This is a genomic window from Microbacterium indicum DSM 19969 (assembly GCF_000422385.1).
Classification (GTDB): domain Bacteria; phylum Actinomycetota; class Actinomycetes; order Actinomycetales; family Microbacteriaceae; genus Microbacterium; species Microbacterium indicum.
Window position 1 is genome coordinate 347,791 of the sequence record NZ_AULR01000001.1, and the last position, 15,987, is coordinate 363,777.

13 protein-coding genes are annotated in these 15,987 nt (G+C 71.5%); 2 read left to right on the forward strand and 11 right to left on the reverse strand.

The annotated features are described in order from the left end of the window. Nucleotides 1–2: 2 nt before the first annotated feature. The 7 genes from H576_RS0101595 to H576_RS0101625 all read right to left on the reverse strand — a co-directional run bounded on the left by H576_RS0101595 (nt 3) and on the right by H576_RS0101625 (nt 8,983). Nucleotides 3–449, reverse strand: coding sequence for a nitroreductase family deazaflavin-dependent oxidoreductase (locus tag H576_RS0101595; protein ID WP_029149458.1), 447 nt, complete (start codon nt 447–449; stop codon nt 3–5). Nucleotides 450–462: 13 nt separating this feature from the next. Next, nucleotides 463–2,847, reverse strand: coding sequence for a glycoside hydrolase family 31 protein (locus H576_RS0101600; protein WP_029149459.1), 2,385 nt, complete (start codon nt 2,845–2,847; stop codon nt 463–465). A gap of 78 nt (nt 2,848–2,925) precedes the next feature. Beyond that, nucleotides 2,926–3,828 carry a succinate--CoA ligase subunit alpha gene (sucD, locus tag H576_RS0101605; protein ID WP_029149460.1) on the reverse strand — a complete coding sequence of 301 codons (903 nt, stop codon included), beginning with the start codon at nt 3,826–3,828 and terminating at the stop codon, nt 2,926–2,928. A gap of 28 nt (nt 3,829–3,856) precedes the next feature. After that, the gene (gene sucC / locus H576_RS0101610; protein ID WP_029149461.1) at nt 3,857–5,023 is read right to left on the reverse strand and encodes an ADP-forming succinate--CoA ligase subunit beta; all 1,167 of its coding nucleotides are present in this window, start codon (nt 5,021–5,023) and stop codon (nt 3,857–3,859) included. A 171-nt stretch (nt 5,024–5,194) separates the two neighbouring features. Beyond that, nucleotides 5,195–5,362: a hypothetical protein gene (locus H576_RS16545; protein ID WP_156888086.1), complete on the reverse strand. Its 168-nt coding sequence runs from the start codon at nt 5,360–5,362 to the stop codon at nt 5,195–5,197. Between the two features lie 50 nt (nt 5,363–5,412). Beyond that, the gene (locus H576_RS13945) at nt 5,413–6,543 is read right to left on the reverse strand and encodes an SseB family protein (RefSeq protein WP_051172011.1); all 1,131 of its coding nucleotides are present in this window, start codon (nt 6,541–6,543) and stop codon (nt 5,413–5,415) included. Nucleotides 6,544–6,598: 55 nt separating this feature from the next. Further along, nucleotides 6,599–8,983, reverse strand: a complete 2,385-nt coding sequence (locus H576_RS0101625; RefSeq protein ID WP_029149462.1) for an ATP-dependent helicase — start codon at nt 8,981–8,983, stop codon at nt 6,599–6,601. Nucleotides 8,984–9,190: 207 nt separating this feature from the next. On the opposite strand from H576_RS0101625, the gene H576_RS16025 reads away from it, so the two are divergent. Beyond that, nucleotides 9,191–9,895, forward strand: coding sequence for a GntR family transcriptional regulator (locus H576_RS16025; protein ID WP_051172012.1), 705 nt, complete (start codon nt 9,191–9,193; stop codon nt 9,893–9,895). Between the two features lie 1,005 nt (nt 9,896–10,900). Here H576_RS16025 and H576_RS0101640 read toward each other — a convergent pair. The 4 genes from H576_RS0101640 to H576_RS0101655 all read right to left on the reverse strand — a co-directional run bounded on the left by H576_RS0101640 (nt 10,901) and on the right by H576_RS0101655 (nt 14,907). Further along, nucleotides 10,901–12,460, reverse strand: coding sequence for a ferredoxin reductase domain-containing protein (locus H576_RS0101640; RefSeq protein WP_029149464.1), 1,560 nt, complete (start codon nt 12,458–12,460; stop codon nt 10,901–10,903). Beyond that, entirely contained in the window at nt 12,457–13,329 is an 873-nt protein-coding gene (locus H576_RS0101645; RefSeq protein WP_029149465.1) for an FAD:protein FMN transferase, read from the reverse strand. Before H576_RS0101645 ends, H576_RS0101640 begins: the two co-directional genes overlap by 4 nt. 1 nt (nt 13,330) lies before the next feature. Beyond that, complete coding sequence (locus H576_RS0101650; RefSeq protein WP_029149466.1) at nt 13,331–13,849, reverse strand: FMN-binding protein; 519 nt, start codon at nt 13,847–13,849, stop codon at nt 13,331–13,333. Between the two features lie 95 nt (nt 13,850–13,944). Continuing rightward, nucleotides 13,945–14,907, reverse strand: a complete 963-nt coding sequence (locus H576_RS0101655) for a glycerophosphodiester phosphodiesterase family protein (RefSeq protein ID WP_029149467.1) — start codon at nt 14,905–14,907, stop codon at nt 13,945–13,947. 136 nt (nt 14,908–15,043) lie between these two features. On the opposite strand from H576_RS0101655, the gene H576_RS0101660 reads away from it, so the two are divergent. Further along, nucleotides 15,044–15,952 (forward strand): Bax inhibitor-1/YccA family protein, encoded by a 909-nt coding sequence (locus H576_RS0101660; protein ID WP_029149468.1) that lies wholly within the window; start codon nt 15,044–15,046, stop codon nt 15,950–15,952. Nucleotides 15,953–15,987 lie beyond the last annotated feature (35 nt).

Below are 15,987 nucleotides of genomic sequence, written 5' to 3' on the forward strand. Positions count from 1 at the left end.
GCTCAGCCCTCGACGGGCTCGAGCACGAAGACCGCGATCCGGCGGTCGGTGCGCTTCGTGTAGTCCTCGTACGGCGGGTAGGCGGCGACCGAGCGCGCCCACCACTCGTCGTACTCGGCGCCGTCGATCTCGCGGGCGTCGTACTCGCGGGTCACGGATCCGTCCTGCAGCGCCACGCGCGGATTCGCCTTCACGTTCCAGTACCAGGCCGGCGGCTTGGGCGCGCCGCCCTTCGACGCGACGACGGCGTAGCGGCCCTCGTGCTCGACGCGCATGAGGGCCGTCTTGTGCACGCCGCCCGTCTTCGCGCCGACGTTCGTCAGGACGACGATCGGCCACTCGGTTCCCTCGAGGAGCGCCTGCTCGGATCCGCCCGAGGCCTCGAACGCCTCGGCCTGCGCACGGGCGTGCGGTTGGGTGCTGGGGATGTACTCGCCGGAGAATGCCATGTCGCCAGGCTACTCAGCCGCGGGCCTCGTCGACGACGGCCGCGAGCAGCTCCGTCAGGGCGGCGCGGACCGACTCGGGGAGGTCGATCGCCGCGAGCTCGCCCGCCTTCTCGATCGCCGGGCGGTCGCCCTCGAGGACCGCCCACGCCGCGAGCTTCGGGTCATTCGCCATCTGCGCCCGCGCGAGGACGTCGCTCATCGCGTCGCGGCGGTCGGGCCCGACCCGAATCCCGCCCTCGACCGTCACGACGATCTCGCGCGCCGTCGGCCCCGCGGCGGAGACGCTCCAGCGCCCGTCCTCCCCCGCGACGTCGACGGGGGATCCGTCCACGAGGACCCGGTCGGGCCGCGCCGCGAGGAAGGTCGCGGTCCACGCGCGCTCCGCCGGGACCGCCGCGGCGTCGCCCGTCGCCGCCCCGATCCGGAGCTCGCCCGTCTCCGGGTCCCACGCGATCTCGGTCGTCGCGCCGGGGGCAGCGCTCGTCGACGTGTCGTCCTCGGCGTCCTCGGCGAGCACGAAACGACCGGCGGCCGACGGCGCGACGATCACCTCGACGGCGCGCGGGTTGCGCGTCGCGTCGAGGTCGTCGTCGCCCGCGAGGGGCAGGATCCCGCCCGCGCGCAGCAGGACGGGGATCGCGTCGATCGCGCGGTGCAGGTCGACGCGGCGGTCGCCGCGGTAGACCGTGCCCGTGAAGACGTCGGTCCACGTTCCCTCGGGCAGCCACGCCCCCGCACGCCCGAGGAGCGAGGCGGGGTCGCGCGGCGAGGTGATCGGTGCGACGAGAAGCTCGCTGCCGAACGCGTACTGGTTCGGCACGTCGAAGGCCTCGGGCCGGTGGGGCTCGAGGTGGTGCATCGGGCGGACGAGCGGGACGCCCGACGCCGCCCGGTGGTTCATCGTGTGGAGGTAGGGCACGAGGGCGTGCCGCAGCCGCAGCGCGGCGACCATCGCGTCGCGGTGCTCGGCGGGGAAGTTCCACGGCTCCTTGCGGATGAACGGGTTGTTCGACGAGTGCAGCCGCAGGATCGGCGAGAACACCCCGTACTGCACCCAGCGGGTCACGAGCTCGTCGTCGCGGACGCCGTGGGTGTGCCCGCCGATGTCGTGGCTCCACCAGCTGTAGCCGATGTTCGACGCCGTCGCCGTGAACTCGGGCTGGAAGTCGAGCGACGCCCAGGTCATCACCGTGTCGCCCGAGAACCCCACGGCGTAGCGGTGGCTGCCGGGGCCCGCGTATCGCGAGAACGTCATGCCGGGCGCCCCGGCCCGCGCCGCGTCGAGGTGGTGGAAGTGGTTGAGGAGCCAGAGCGGATCCACGCCGGGCAGGTTCGAGGTGCTCCCCTGCTGCCAGTCGAGCCACCAGAAGTCGACGCCCTGCGCCTCGAGCGGGTGGTGCAGCTCGCGGAAGTAGGCCTCGACGAACCGGCGGTCGGTCGCGTCGAAGGCGACCGTCTGCCCCGTCGCCGGATCGACGCCCATCGCCTCGGCCATCGCGGGGTACGGATCCTCGAAGGCCCGCACCCCGTCGGCGGGGTGCACGTTGAGCGTCGTCCGCATGCCGCGGTCGTGCAGCTTCCCGAGGAAGCCCTCGGGGTCGGGGAACAGGTCCCGCTCCCACGAGTACCCCGTCCACCCCGTGCCGTACTCGGGCGGGACGGATGCGACCCGGTGCCAGTCCATGTCGATGACCGCGACCGAGAACGGGACGCCCGCCGCGTCGAAGCGATCCATGAGGTCGAGGTACTCGGCGTCGGAGTACGCGTGGTAGCGGCTCCACCAGTTGCCGAGCGCCCCCCGCGGCAGCCGCATCGGGTGGCCCGACACGTCGTACAGCGCCGCGACGGCCCCCGCGAAGTCGCGTCCGTAGGCGAAGACGTAGAGGTCGCGGCCGCCCGGCGTGCGGGTCCCGATCCAGCCGTCGTCCTCGAAGAGGAAGGACTCGGAGTCGTCGATCACGGCGGTGCCCCGCATCGACACGACCCCGGTGTCGAGCTCGGTGCGGCCGTCGACGCGGTCGAGCGTGCGGGCCGTGCCGCCGAGGTCGTAGGTCGGCTCGCCGTACCGCCAGCGGCGGCCATCGTGCCCGAGCGTCTGCACGAGCAGGCCGTCGGACGAGAACTCGCGCCCGTCGTACCGGAGGCTCGCGGCGCCCGTGCGGATCTCGACGCCGTCGCGGAACGGGCGCTGCGTGAAATCGACGGGCGGCAGCTCGCGGCGGATCGCGAACGTCGACGCGCGATCCTCGAACGCGCCGTCCGGCGCCCACTCGATCCGGAACAGGCGGTCGGTGAGGACCGTGACGCGCCAGCGGTCGCCGCGCACCTGCTGCGAGGCCGCGGCGCGCGGCGCCGCCTCGGGGAGCGGGCGGACGACGGGAAGCTCGGTGTCGGTCATGGGGTCTCCTCCTCGGGCCGAAAGCAGAGGGGAGCACCCGGCTCGGCGCCGGACGCTCCCCTCGTCGCGCTCACTCGCTCAGAGCGCCTGGATGATCTCTCGCATGAGCTGGGCGGTCTCGCTCGGCGTCTTGCCGACCTTGACGCCCGCGGCCTCGAGGGCCTCCTTCTTCGCGGCGGCCGTGCCCGCGGATCCGGACACGATGGCGCCCGCGTGGCCCATCGTCTTGCCCTCGGGGGCCGTGAAGCCCGCGACGTAGCCCACGACGGGCTTCGTGACGTGCGCCTTGATGTACTCGGCGGCGCGCTCCTCGGCGTCGCCGCCGATCTCGCCGATCATGACGATCGCCTTCGTCTCGGGGTCGGCCTCGAACGCCGCGAGGGCGTCGATGTGCGTCGTGCCGATGACGGGGTCGCCGCCGATGCCGATCGCGGTCGAGAAGCCGTGGTCCTTGAGCTCGAACATCATCTGGTAGGTGAGCGTCCCCGACTTCGAGACGAGCCCGATCGGGCCCTTGCCCGTGATGTTCGCCGGCGTGATGCCCGCGAGCGCCTCGCCCGGCGTGATGATGCCGGGGCAGTTCGGGCCGATGATGCGGGTCTTCTCGCCCTTCGACTGCGCGTAGGCCCACGCCTCGGCGCTGTCGCCCACGGGGACGCCCTCGGTGATCACGACGAGGAGGCCGATCTCGGCGTCGATCGCCTCGATCATGGCGTCCTTCGTGAACTTCGGGGGCACGAACGCGACCGACGTGTCGGCGCCCGTCTTCTCCATCGCCTCGGCGACCGAGGCGAACACCGGCAGCTCGACGGCGTTGCCGTCGGCGTCGACGTGGCTGACCGTCGTGCCGGCCTTGCGCGCGTTGACGCCGCCGACGACGTCGGTGCCCGCCTTGAGCATCAGCGCCGTGTGCTTCGAGCCCTCGCCGCCCGTGATGCCCTGGACGATGACCTTGGAGTCCTTGTTGAGGTAGATCGACATTCTCTTGTCCTTATCCGATCTCGTCGTCTCAGGCGTTCGCCAGCTCGGCGGCCTTGTCGGCACCCTCGTCCATACCCGCGGCGAGCGTGACGAGCGGGTGGTTCGCCTCGGCGAGGATCGCGCGACCCTCGTCGACCTGGTTGCCGTCGAGGCGCACGACGAGCGGCTTCGTCGCCGCGTCGCCGAGGATCTCGAGGGCCTTGACGATGCCCTCGGCGACCGCGACGCAGCTCGTGATGCCGCCGAAGACGTTCACGAAGACGCTCTTGACCTGCGGGTCGCCGAGGATGACGTCGAGGCCGCTGGCCATGACCTGCGCGTTCGCGCCGCCGCCGATGTCGAGGAAGTTCGCCGGCTTCACGCCGCCGTGCTTCTCGCCCGCGTACGCGGTGACGTCGAGCGTCGACATGACGAGGCCCGCGCCGTTGCCGATGATGCCGACCTGGCCGTCGAGCTTCACGTAGTTGAGGCCCGACTCCTTGGCCTTCGCCTCGAGCGGATCCGCCGCGCCCTTGTCCTCGAGCTCCTCGTGCTCAGGGTGGCGCACCTCCGACGCGTTGTCGTCGAGCGACACCTTGCCGTCGAGGGCGATGACGTCGCCGGCGCCCGTGAGCACGAGCGGGTTGACCTCGACGAGCGTGGCGTCCTCGCCCTTGTACACGTCGAAGAGCTTCACGAAGACGTCGGAGACCTTGTCGACGAGGTCCTCCGGGAAGTTCGCGGCCTGCGCGATCTCGACCGCCTTGGCCTTGTCGATGCCCGTCAGCGGATCGACCTCGACGCGCGCGAGCGCCTCGGGCTTCTCGACCGCGAGCTGCTCGATCTCCATGCCGCCCTCGACGCTGCAGAGCGACAGGTAGGAGCGGTTCGCGCGGTCGAGGAGGACCGAGAAGTAGAACTCGCTGGCGATGTCGGCGCCCTGCGCGACCATGACGCGCTTGACGACGTGGCCCTTGATGTCGAGCCCGAGGATCTGCTTCGCCGCTTCGTACGCCTCGTCGGGGGTCTTCGCGACCTTGACGCCGCCCGCCTTTCCGCGACCGCCGGTCTTGACCTGGGCCTTGACGACCACCACGCCGCCGATCTTCTCCGCCGCTGCCTTCACCTCCTCGGGGGTGTCGGCGATGATGCCGGCGAGCACCGGCACCTCGTACTTCTCGAAAAGGTCTCGAGCCTGGTACTCGTAGAGATCCACGTTGCATTCCTTCGGTGGGGCACGGGAGATGAGGTTGCGGCCGATCGGGCCGGTTTCTCGACGTCGAGAGATCTCGAACACGACCAGGGTACTACCCGCCCGAGACCCCTCCCGAACGCGGAAACGCCTCCCGCCGGGATGGCGGGAGGCGCGTCGCGGGACGGCTCGGCGTCAGTGCTTCATGCGCTGGCTGTCCATCATCGGCAGCGCCATCGCGAGGCAGACCGCGATGATGCCCGCCGCGAACACGACCGCGTGGAACGACGGCACCATGAACGCGACGCCGAACAGGAAGATGCCGCCGACGAACAGGATCAGCGAGAGAAGAAACATGAGCATGTGCGAGGTCCGCCCTTCGGGAAAGTCTTCGTCAATCCTAATGGTCCGCGTCAGTCGTCCGCGCCGTCGCCCGCGAGGGCGATGACGGGATCCAGCTCCTCGCGGGTCAGCGTCATGAGTGGCCCCGCGGGGTCGATGAGCACGCCGCCGAGCGCGGGGTGCTCGGCGAGGACGCGGCCGATCTTCGCGGCGTCGAACGGCAGCGCGCGCTCGCTGCGCCCCTGCGCGACGACCTCGAGCGGGTGCGAGTAGACCTGCAGCAGGCGCGTGCCGTTGGCGAGGCGGGCCTCGGCGATCCCCAGCGCCTCGCTCCCCTCCTGCGTCGGGCCCGCTGCGACCCACAGCGGCGGGCGGTCGGCGAGCAGCGCGGCGACCTTGCGGGGCGTGTCGGTGTCGCGCGGCTGCGCCAGCATCGCCTTGAGGCGCAGCTGCGGGTCGGCCTGGCCGATCGCGCGCTCGAGGACCTGGCGGGGCAGGACGATCCGGCTGCGGCCCGACGCGCTGTCGACGATGAGCCCGTCGAAGCCGTTGTCGATCATGTGCTTCAGGATCTGCTGCACGGGCTGCGCGACGGCCGACGTCTGCGCGTTGCCGTCGGCCTTCACGGCGTCGCTCAGGGCGCGGCCCGAGCTGAAGACGAGCATGTAGTTCTTGTCGCCGTTGCGCGCGACGCCGAACGACAGGGTCGCCTTGCCGTCCTCGCCGACCTGCTCGCGCACGTCGCCCGAGACGCGAAGGAAGAGGTGCCCTTGCAGCAGCTGGCGGGCGACGCCGAGCAGCTGCGCCGGGTTGGGCTTCTCGGGGAGCGCCTGCAGGGCGTCGCGCAGGAGGGCGTTGTCGCGCAGGCCCTTGACCGTCTCGAGGTCGGCGGGCGGAGCGGCCGGCGCGAAAGGCAGCTCGCGTGCCTGCTCGGGGGTCGGCACGGCGGCGCGCGACGGCGGCTGCGGAGCCTGCTGCGGAGCGGGGCTCGGCTCGGGGACCGAGGCGGGATCCGCGACCTCGGGGCCCGACGGCGCGCCGACGCCCTGGAACGACGAGAACGAGATGTTGACCTGCGGTGTCGGCTCCTCGGGGGCGTCCCCTCCGGCGGCCTCGGCCGGCTCAGCGGCGGGGGTCTCGGCGGCGGCCGGCTCCTCGGGGTTCGAGGAGTCGGACTTCTTCTTGCGCGAGAACAGACCCATACCCTTCAGGGTACGTGGCGCAGGTGACGCCGAGACCGGGCGCCGAGGATCCGCGTCACACCTTCGAGATCGGGGCGACCTTGATGAGGAGCTTCTTCGGGCCGACCTCGTCGAAGCGCACATGGGCGATGCGCTTGGCGCCCTGCCCCGTGATCGTGTCGACGGTTCCCTCGCCGAAGTCGTCGTGGCGGATCCGGTCGCCCGCCTCGAGCTCGAGGTCGCCGTTGTCGCGCACCTTGCCGGTCACGCGGTTCGTGAACTCGGCGAGCGCCGCCTTGGCCCCCGGCTTCGGCTCGAGCGGCTTCACGCCCCAGCGGTTCTCGCCGCGCGGGCGCGTCGCGTTGAGCGCGCGCGACTGAGTGCCGCCGCGGCCGTTGACGTCGCCGGGCGACTGGCGCCAGTCGATGAGGCCCGCCGGGATCTCCTGCAGGAAGCGGCTCGGCATGGCGACCGACACCTCGCCGAACTGCGCGCGCGTCATCGCGAGCGAGAGGTAGAGGCGCTTGCGGGCGCGCGTGATCCCGACGTAGAACAGGCGCCGCTCCTCCTGCGGCCCGCCGGGCTCGCCGGCCGAGATCCGGTGCGGGATCAGATCCTCCTCGACGCCCGTGAGGAACACGGTGTCGAACTCGAGGCCCTTCGCCGTGTGGAGCGTCATGAGCGAGACGGTTCCCGACGCGTCGTCGAGGTCGTCGCTGTCGGCCACGAGCGCGACCTCGGTGAGGAAGTCGACGATCGTGCCCTGCGGGTTGTTGCGCGCGAACTCGCGGGTCACGGCGACGAGCTCGTCGAGGTTCTCGACGCGCGCCTCGTCCTGCGGGTCGTTCGAGCGGCGCAGCGCGTCGAGATAGCCGCTCTTGTTGAGGAGCACCTGCAGCCCCTCGGTCACCGCCGACGGCGGCGCGTCGTCGCCCGACGACGGGAGCAGGATCTCCTGCGCCTCGGCGAGCACGGCGTCGAGCTGGGCGAGGGCCGACTGCAGCTTGGGGCCGAGACCCATGGCCGCCGAGTGCGCGAGCGCCTCGCGGAACGTGATGCCGTTGTCGGCAGCGAACTGCGCGATGTTCGTCTCGGTGACGGCGCCGATTCCGCGCTTGGGCTTCGACAGGATCCGCCGCACCGCGAGCTCGTCGGCCGGGTTCACGACCGACACGAGGTAGGCGAGCGCATCCTTGATCTCGGCGCGGTCGTAGAACTTCGTGCCGCCCATGATCTTGTAGGGCACCGCGGCGCGGATGAAGATCTCCTCGAGCGCGCGCGACTGCGAGTTGGTGCGGTAGAACACGGCCATGTCGCCGTAGTTCACGCCCGTGCGCCGCAGCGCGTCGATCTCGTCGGCGACGAACTGCGCCTCGTCGTGCTGCGAGTAGCCGGTGAAGCCCGTGACCATCTCGCCCTCGCCCTGATCCGTCCAGAGCTTCTTGTCCTTGCGGTCGAAGTTGTTGCGGATCACGGCGTTCGCCGCGTCAAGGATGTTCTGGCTCGAGCGGTAGTTCTGCTCGAGGAGCACGACCTTCGCGCCGGGGAAGTCCTGTTCGAAGTCGGTGATGTTGCGGATGTCGGCGCCGCGGAACGCGTAGATCGACTGGTCGGAGTCGCCCACGACGGTGAGCGACGCCGCCTCGTTCTTCTCGTCGCCCGGCATGAGCGCGAGCATGCCGCCGCCGACATCCATCGCGTCGGGCTCGGCGGGCTTCGTGAGCTCGCGGATCAGCTGGTACTGGGCGTGGTTCGTGTCCTGGTACTCGTCGACGAGGATGTGGCGGAAGCGCCGCCGGTACACGTCGGCGACGTGCGGGAACGCGCGGAAGAGGAACACCGTCTGCGCCAGCAGGTCGTCGAAGTCGAACGCGTTGGCGGCGCGCAGGCGGCGCGAGTAGTCCTGGAAGATCTCGACGAACAGGCGCTCGGCCGGATCCTCCATGTTGGCCTGCGAGCGGTACGAGTCGGCGTCGTGCAGCTCGTTCTTGAGCTTCGAGATGCGGCTCTGCACGCCCGCCGGGGTGAGCCCGTACGCGTCGGCCTCGTGGTCCTTGACGAGGCGCTTCATGAGCGCGCGGACGTCGCCTGAGTCGTAGATCGTGAAGGTCGGCTTGAAGCCGAACTGCTCGGCCTCGCGGCGCAGGATCCGCACGCACGCCGAGTGGAAGGTCGAGATCCACATGCCCTGCGCCTGGTCGCCCACGAGCTCGCGCACGCGCTCGCGCATCTCCCCCGCGGCCTTGTTCGTGAAGGTGATCGCGAGGATCTGGCTCGGCCACGCCTCGCGCGCCCGCAGGAGCGACGCGATGCGGTGCGTGAGCACGCGCGTCTTGCCCGAGCCCGCGCCGGCCACGATGAGCAGCGCCGGGCCGCGGTACTCGACCGCGGCGCGCTGCTCGGGGTTCAGCCCGTCGAGGAGCGGATCGGATGCTGTGGGGGTGAGGGGTGCGTCAGCCATGTCGCATCGAGTCTAGGAGCGACCCCCGACAGGCGGACAGCCGACGCCGTCTCGGGCAATCCGCGCGCGGACCGCATGTCCTCCGCGAAATCGTGATCAAATCGTCGCATGGTCGATGCGCGGCATAGGCTATATGGCCATACTGCCCACGGTCGGCCCGGGTTCTCCGGGCGGATTCCGCACTTCGATCACTCGGAGGAACTACCTGTGCCCCCTGTCAATGGAGAGATCATCGACACGCACCCGCAGCGGCTCGCCGACGCCGTCTACGACCGACTCGCAGGAGCGATCGTCGACGGCACGCTGAGCCCCGGCCAGCGGGTCCGCGACGGCGATCTCGCCGAGACCCTCGGCGTCTCGCGCATGCCGGTGCGCGAGGCCCTGCAGCGTCTCGAGCACCAGGGCCTCATCGAGATGGTCGCGAGCCGGTACACCCGCGTGACCGACGTCACCCCCGAGATGCCGGGCGAGTCCCTCGAGTTCCTCGGGTACCAGGCCGCCGTCGCCGTGCACCTCGCCGTACCGCGCATGACGGCCGCCGAGCGCGCGGAGGCCGCACGGCTCGCGCGCGCGGTCGGCGAGCACTCGGCGACCGACGCCGAGCGGGCGTACCGCAGCACGCGCGAGCTGCTGACCTTCCTCGCCGACCACAGCGGCAACTACCTGTTCCGCGGCATGATCGACGACGCGTGGCTCGCCCTGACCCGCAACCTCCAGGGATCCACTCCCCTGCTCAAGGACGTCGCGCAGGTGCGCGCCGACTTCGACGCCGTCGCGGAGCGCATCGAGGCGGGCGACGCCGACGGCGCCGAGCAGGCCGTTCGGGCGTTCTACCTCATCGGCCCCGGCCAGAACGGCCCGTCGGCGCTCATGCGCAGGATCCAGGACGAGCGGGCGGCGGCCGCCGAGTAGGCCCCGCACGGCCCGCCGCTGGCGATATGCCGCGTGGCGGATCCCCCTCCCGCGGGGATCCGCCCAACAGCGGCCGATGAGGATCCATCAGGCCGCGCCAAGGTCGAACGGCCACGCGAGGGTCAGCCCTCACGCGAGGATCCACCAGTCCGTCCGCCGCCCCCGAAAGGCCGCGCGAAAGATCGCCCTCACGCGGGGATCCGCCCAAAAGCGGCCAATGAGGATCCGACAGGCCGCGCCAAGCTCGAAACGCCGCGCGAGGGGCCGCCCCCGCGCGGGGATCCACCAGTCCGTCCGCCGCCCCCGAAAGGCCGCACGAGAGATCGCCCTCACGCGGGGATCCATCCGCTCTCATCAGCCCTTCGTGGCCCAGCGGAGACCGGGGCCCCCTGCCGCCCCGAACACCCGCGCGAAGGATCCCTCACCTGCGGGCATCCGCCCAAAAGCGGCCCAGCAGGATCCAACAGGCCGCCGATAGCACCAAAGGCCGCGCCAGGGGCCGCCCCACGCGGGGATCCATCCGCCCTCACCAGCTCATTGCAGCCCAGCGGAGAACCAAACGCCCGCGCGAAAGATCGCCCTCACGCGGGGATCGACCCGAAAGCGGCCAATGAGGATCCGACAGGCCGCCGATAGGCCGAAAGGCCGCGCCAAGGTCCACCCCCAGGCGGGGATCCATCCGCTCTCATCAGCCCCGCGTGGCCCAGCGGAGACCTGGGCCCCTGCCGCCCCGAAGACCCGCGCGAAGGATCACCCACCAGCGGGGATCCGCCCACAAGCAGCCAATGAGGAGCCAACAGGCCGCCGATAGGGCGAGAGGCCGCGCCAGGGTCCACCCTCACGCGGAGATCCACCCGCTCTCATCAGCCCCTCGCAGCCCGCCGGAGGCTCAAACGCCCGCGCGAAGGATCACCCACCCGCGGGGATCCGCCCAAAAGCGGCCAATGAGGATCCGACAGGCCGCCGGTAGGGCGAAAGGCCGCGCGACGGGGTGCGCCGCGCGGGTCAGTACCCCGCGAACGCGTCGGTCGTCAGCGAACGGGCGGCGCGCAGCTCGGGCGCGAGCTCAGCGATCAGCGCGGGAGGGCCCGACACGTAGGCGTGACGAGCCGGCAGATCCCCGACCGCCTCGGCGAGCCCGCCCGCAGTGAGACGCCCCTCGCGCGAGGTCCACCCCGCCGGGAGATCGTCGATCCGCTCGCCGCTCCACACGACGACCGTGATCCCGGAGCGCTCGATCAGGTCGCGGTAGGCGAGCTCCTCACCCGATCGCACGACGTAGACGAGGACGATGTCGCGGCGCCTTCTCGTCGCCTCGAGGTGGCGCAGCTGCGAGACGAACGGCGTGATCCCGATCCCGGCGGCGACCCACAGGAGCGGCCGGGTCGGTTCGTTGGCCGGGAGCGTGAAGTCGCCCCACACCCCCGTGACGCGCAGGTGATCCCCCGCCGCGGCCGACTCGAGGGCGCGCTTGTAGCTGCTGGATCCGCGCCGATACGCGACGCGGAGGGCGGGCAGATCCTCGGGCGCCGACACGATGCTGAACTCGCGGCGCGTTCCCCGCGCGTCGGGCCGCGCGTGCGGCACCTCGAGCTCGAGGTACTGGCCCGGGGCGAAGGAGAACGGCCGCTCGGCGACGAGCACGAGCTCGTGCGAGGTGGGCGTCGGCGCCGTGCGGCCGCCGACGCGCATCCGTCCGCCCGGACGCGAACGGACCGCGAGGACGAAGGCGAGGAGGTTCCCGATCAGCAGGGCCCGCTCCTGGCCGAGGCTGACCGATCCGATGAGCGGCGACCACCCCGCGAGGATCGCCGTCAGGACGGCGACGGCGTACTGCTGGCCCCGCCGCGGCGGGAGCGTGAGCGGCTCGGTGAGCATGAACGCCGCGAGGAAGAGGAACGGGCTCGACAGCAGCGCCGACGACGCGATGGCGACGGCGTCGACGGCGAGGTCGTACTGCGCGAGCTGCACGACCGTGCGCACGGAGTAGACGGCGGCCGCGACGACGACGAAGACGACGGCGAGGCGGATCCGCCCCACCCGCACGAGCACGGCGATCCCCGCGATGACGACCGCGGCCGCGAGCACGGGCGATCCGATCCACCACGCGGAGATCGGCAGCCCCGCCGACGGCGCCAGCGACCCGACGATCGTCAGCACCGAGGCGCCGACGGCCGCCGGGTTGAAGAGGTGGCGCCCGCGCCACGCGAGCAGGTGCTTCGAGAGCGCCGCGGCCGCGGCGGCGAGCGCGACTCCGGCGAGGCCGACGAGCTCGGCCGACGGCCGCAGCACGAAGAGCAGGATCAGGCCCGTGATGAGCATCGACTCGACGCGCGGCCTCCCGCCGCGCAGTCGCTGGATCGCGACGTCGACGCCCACGCCGACGACGACGAGCACCGCGAGCGTCGCGAGGATCTCGAGCGCCGTCGGCACCACGAGGCCGAAGAACGAGAGGATCAGCGACACCGCCGACAGGGCGAGGAGGGCCGTGAGGACGACCCGATACATCGACGCGCGGCCGATCCACCCGCGCAGCCGCAGGGCCGCCGCGGGCAGACCGCTCACGAGAAGATCTCCGCGTCGCCCCGGGCGATGCGGTCGCCGAGCGCCCACTCGAGGCGACCGTCGGACAGCATGCGGACCCAGTGCGCTCCCCACTCGGCGGCGAGCGCGTCGCCCCCGTCGAAGAACAGGGCGGTCGCGAGTGCGTCGGCCGTCATCGCGTCGGGCGCGATCGCCCAGGTCGCGACGACGGTGCGCACGGGCAGGCCCGTCCGGGCGTCGAGCACGTGGTGCAGGCCGTCGCCCCACGCCCGGCGGTTCGCCGCCGACGCGCAGAGCGCCTCGTCTCCGATCGTCACGACGCCGATCGCGCGGCGCGGGTCGTAGGGGTGCTCGAGGGCGATCCTCTGGGTCGCGCCGCGGGCGATCAGATCCCCGCTCGCGTCGACGACGACGTCGCCGGGAACCAGCTCGGCGACGAGGTCGACGAGCCGCCCCTTGCCGAGTGCGCCGACGTCGATGACGCCTGGGCCGTCGAGCGCGAGCGTGCCGTCCGACCAGGAGAGCCGCTCGCGCCAGTCGCCGGGCGCCGCCTCGGCCCGCGCCGGCCGCAGCGAATAGGACGCGTCGTAGCCGAGGGCCTCGAGCGAGCGCCCCACAAGCGGGTTGACGGCGCCGCCCGTCGCGGCGTCGAGCCGCGCGAACGCGTCGAGCATCGCGGCCCCGTCGGGAGGCAGCTCAGCGGATCCGCCCGACGCCGCGAGCCGCGACACGAGCGATCCGCCGTCGAACCGCGACCACTCCGCGTCGAACTCCGCGATGCGGTCGGCGATCCGGCCGCGCGTGTCGTCGTCGAGCGGATCCGCCGTATCGACGCTCCATCCCGTTCCGATTGCGTCGAACGCCCACCGGGATCTCGTCTGCGTCGGCATGTCAGGCCGCCGCCGCTTCCTGCTTGATCTCCTCGATCGCGGCGTTGAACCCCGTGCTCGTGAGCGAGGATCCCGCCACGCGGTCGACCGCGAGGTCGTCGATGTCGACGCCCACGACCTCGTCGGCGATGCCGTCGATGAACTGCGACTGGTACTGCCGGCTCTCGGACGCCTGGGGGTCGCCCGACACCTCGACCGACGTCACGACGTCGTCCTCGAGCGTCACGGTCACGGTGACGCTCTCGACCGACTGGGGCGTCTGGTACGTGCCACCTGCCGTGTAGGTGCCGTCGACGTAGTCGCTGTCCGACGTCGCCGTCTCGGTCGTCGTGTCCTCGGACGCCGACTCGTCGGTCGTCGTCGTGTCGGTGCTCGTCGTGCCGCTGCTCGTCGTGTCGTCGGTCGACGTCGTCGCGTCGTCGGTCTGGTCGTCGGCGGCCCCGGCCGCTCCGCACCCTGCCAGCACGAGCACGCCCATCACGCCCGCGATGGCGGCGCCGCTGCGAATGGTCCTGCTCATGTCGGTCTCCTGCCGTCCGCGCCGTCCCGGTGACGGCCGCGAGATCACGCTATTCGCACGTCCCGCGGGGAGCCGTTGCGTGAGCTATGACATTCCTATGACGCGCCGTCGCGAAAGACCAGGGCCGCGAGATCCGGGTGGTCGGCGAAGACCCCGTCGACGCCGAGCGCGCGGATCCGCTCCCATTCGCCCCGCCAGTCGCCTCGTTCGGCGCGCTCCCCGTCGCCGCGGAACGGATCCGCGAGGAAGGCGTTCTCGGGGCGGCAGGTCCACGTGAACAGTGTGAGCCCCGCGCCGCGGATCCGACCGGCGAGGGACGGGTCGGCGAGCAGCAGCGACTTCGCGAGGCTCAGCCCGTCGACGCGCCCCGCGAACGCCGCGACGTCGGCGAGCTGCTCGGCGTACGTCGGCGCGTCGGCTCCCCGCTCGCGCACGAGGTCGTCCGGGGATCCGCGGTCCTCGACGAGGTAGACCATCTCGGCGTCGGCGCCCCGCTCCCGCAGCTCGGCGAGCACCGTCTCCTCGAACGACTCGATCACGAGGCGGCCCGGACGCTCGTCCCCGTGCCAGCCGGCCGCCGCGAGCTCGCGCAGGACGAGCCCCGCGACGTCGTGCCGCTGCGCCGTGAAGTGCGCGGCGTGCTTGATCTCGACGACGGCGCCGACCCCGCCGGCGCGGGCGATGTCGAGCACGTCGACGAGGCGGAGGATCGGCTCCGTGTCGTCGTGCGCCGCGCTCTCGGGGCGCAGCTGCGGGATCCGCTCCCGCGAGCGCAGCGTCGCGAGCTCGGCCCAGGTGAAGTCGTCGACGAACCATCCCGTCGCCTCCCCGCCGCCCGCCGCCTTCGTCGTGCGGCGATCCGCGAACTCGGGGTGCAGCGCGACGTCGGTCGTCTCGGAGATCTCGACGTCGTGGCGCACGACGAGGACGCCGTCGCGGGTCGGGATGACGTCGGGCTCGACGGCGTCGACGCCCTGCGCGATCGCGATCTCGTACGACGAGCGCGTGTGCTCGGGCCTGTATCCGGGAGCGCCGCGGTGGCCGATGATGATCGTCACACCGACACCGTATTCGGGTTCGCTCAGGGCGTCGGGAAAATCGCGATGAACACGGCCCATGCATAGCGTCTCGCCGATATCGTGGATCCAAAGCCGCCTTCGGGCGACGATCACTACTCAGGAGTGTGACCATCTCATGGCCAGCGCCGGATTCAACAACCCCTACTTCACGCAGGAGCAGTCGAACCGGGGTCAGCAGGGCTACGCGACGCCGCTGAACCCCGACCAGCTCATGAACGCGCGCCAGGGCGCGCAGATCCCCCAGGTCGCCGACCAGGCGCGCCTCGAGGGGATGTACTCGGCCCCCGCGGCCGGAACCCCGCAGACCGGGCGCATGACGTACGAGGACACGATCGTCAAGACGGCGATCCTCTTCGGCGTCATGCTCGTCGTCGCGGTCATCTCGTGGGTCATCACCCTCGGCGGCGTCTTCGCCCCCGACCAGGCGCGCACGCTCGTGATGGTGCCCGCCCTCATCGGCGCGATCGGCACGCTCGTCATCAGCCTCGTCATCGCGTTCCGCAAGCAGTCGCCCGTCGGCCTGACCTTCGCCTACGCGGTCGCCGAGGGCCTCTTCGTCGGCGGCATCTCGGCGATCTTCGAGGCGCTGTACCCGGGCATCGTCGTGCAGGCGGCGCTCGCGTCGATCGCCGTCATCGGCGTGACCCTCGCGCTGTTCGCGAGCGGCAAGATCCGCGCCTCGGCGCGCATGACCAAGATCATGCTGATCGCGCTCGTCGCCTACGCGGCGTTCTCGCTGCTCAACGTCATCCTCATGTGGACGGGCGTCTTCGGCGACTCGGGCGGCTTCGGCCTCCGCTCCGAGGTCACGATCATGGGCATCCCGCTCGGCCTGATCATCGGCGTCGTCGTCGTGTTCATGGGCGCGTACATGCTCGTCGTCGACTTCGACATGGTGCAGCGCGGCGTCCGCAACGGCGCCCCGCAGAAGCTCGCCTGGACGGCCGCCTACGGGATCCTCTCGACCGTGGTCTTCATCTACATCGAGATCCTCCGCATGATCGCGATCGCCCGGAACAACTGACGCACGCGATCACGATGAAGGCCCCGCCGCAAGGC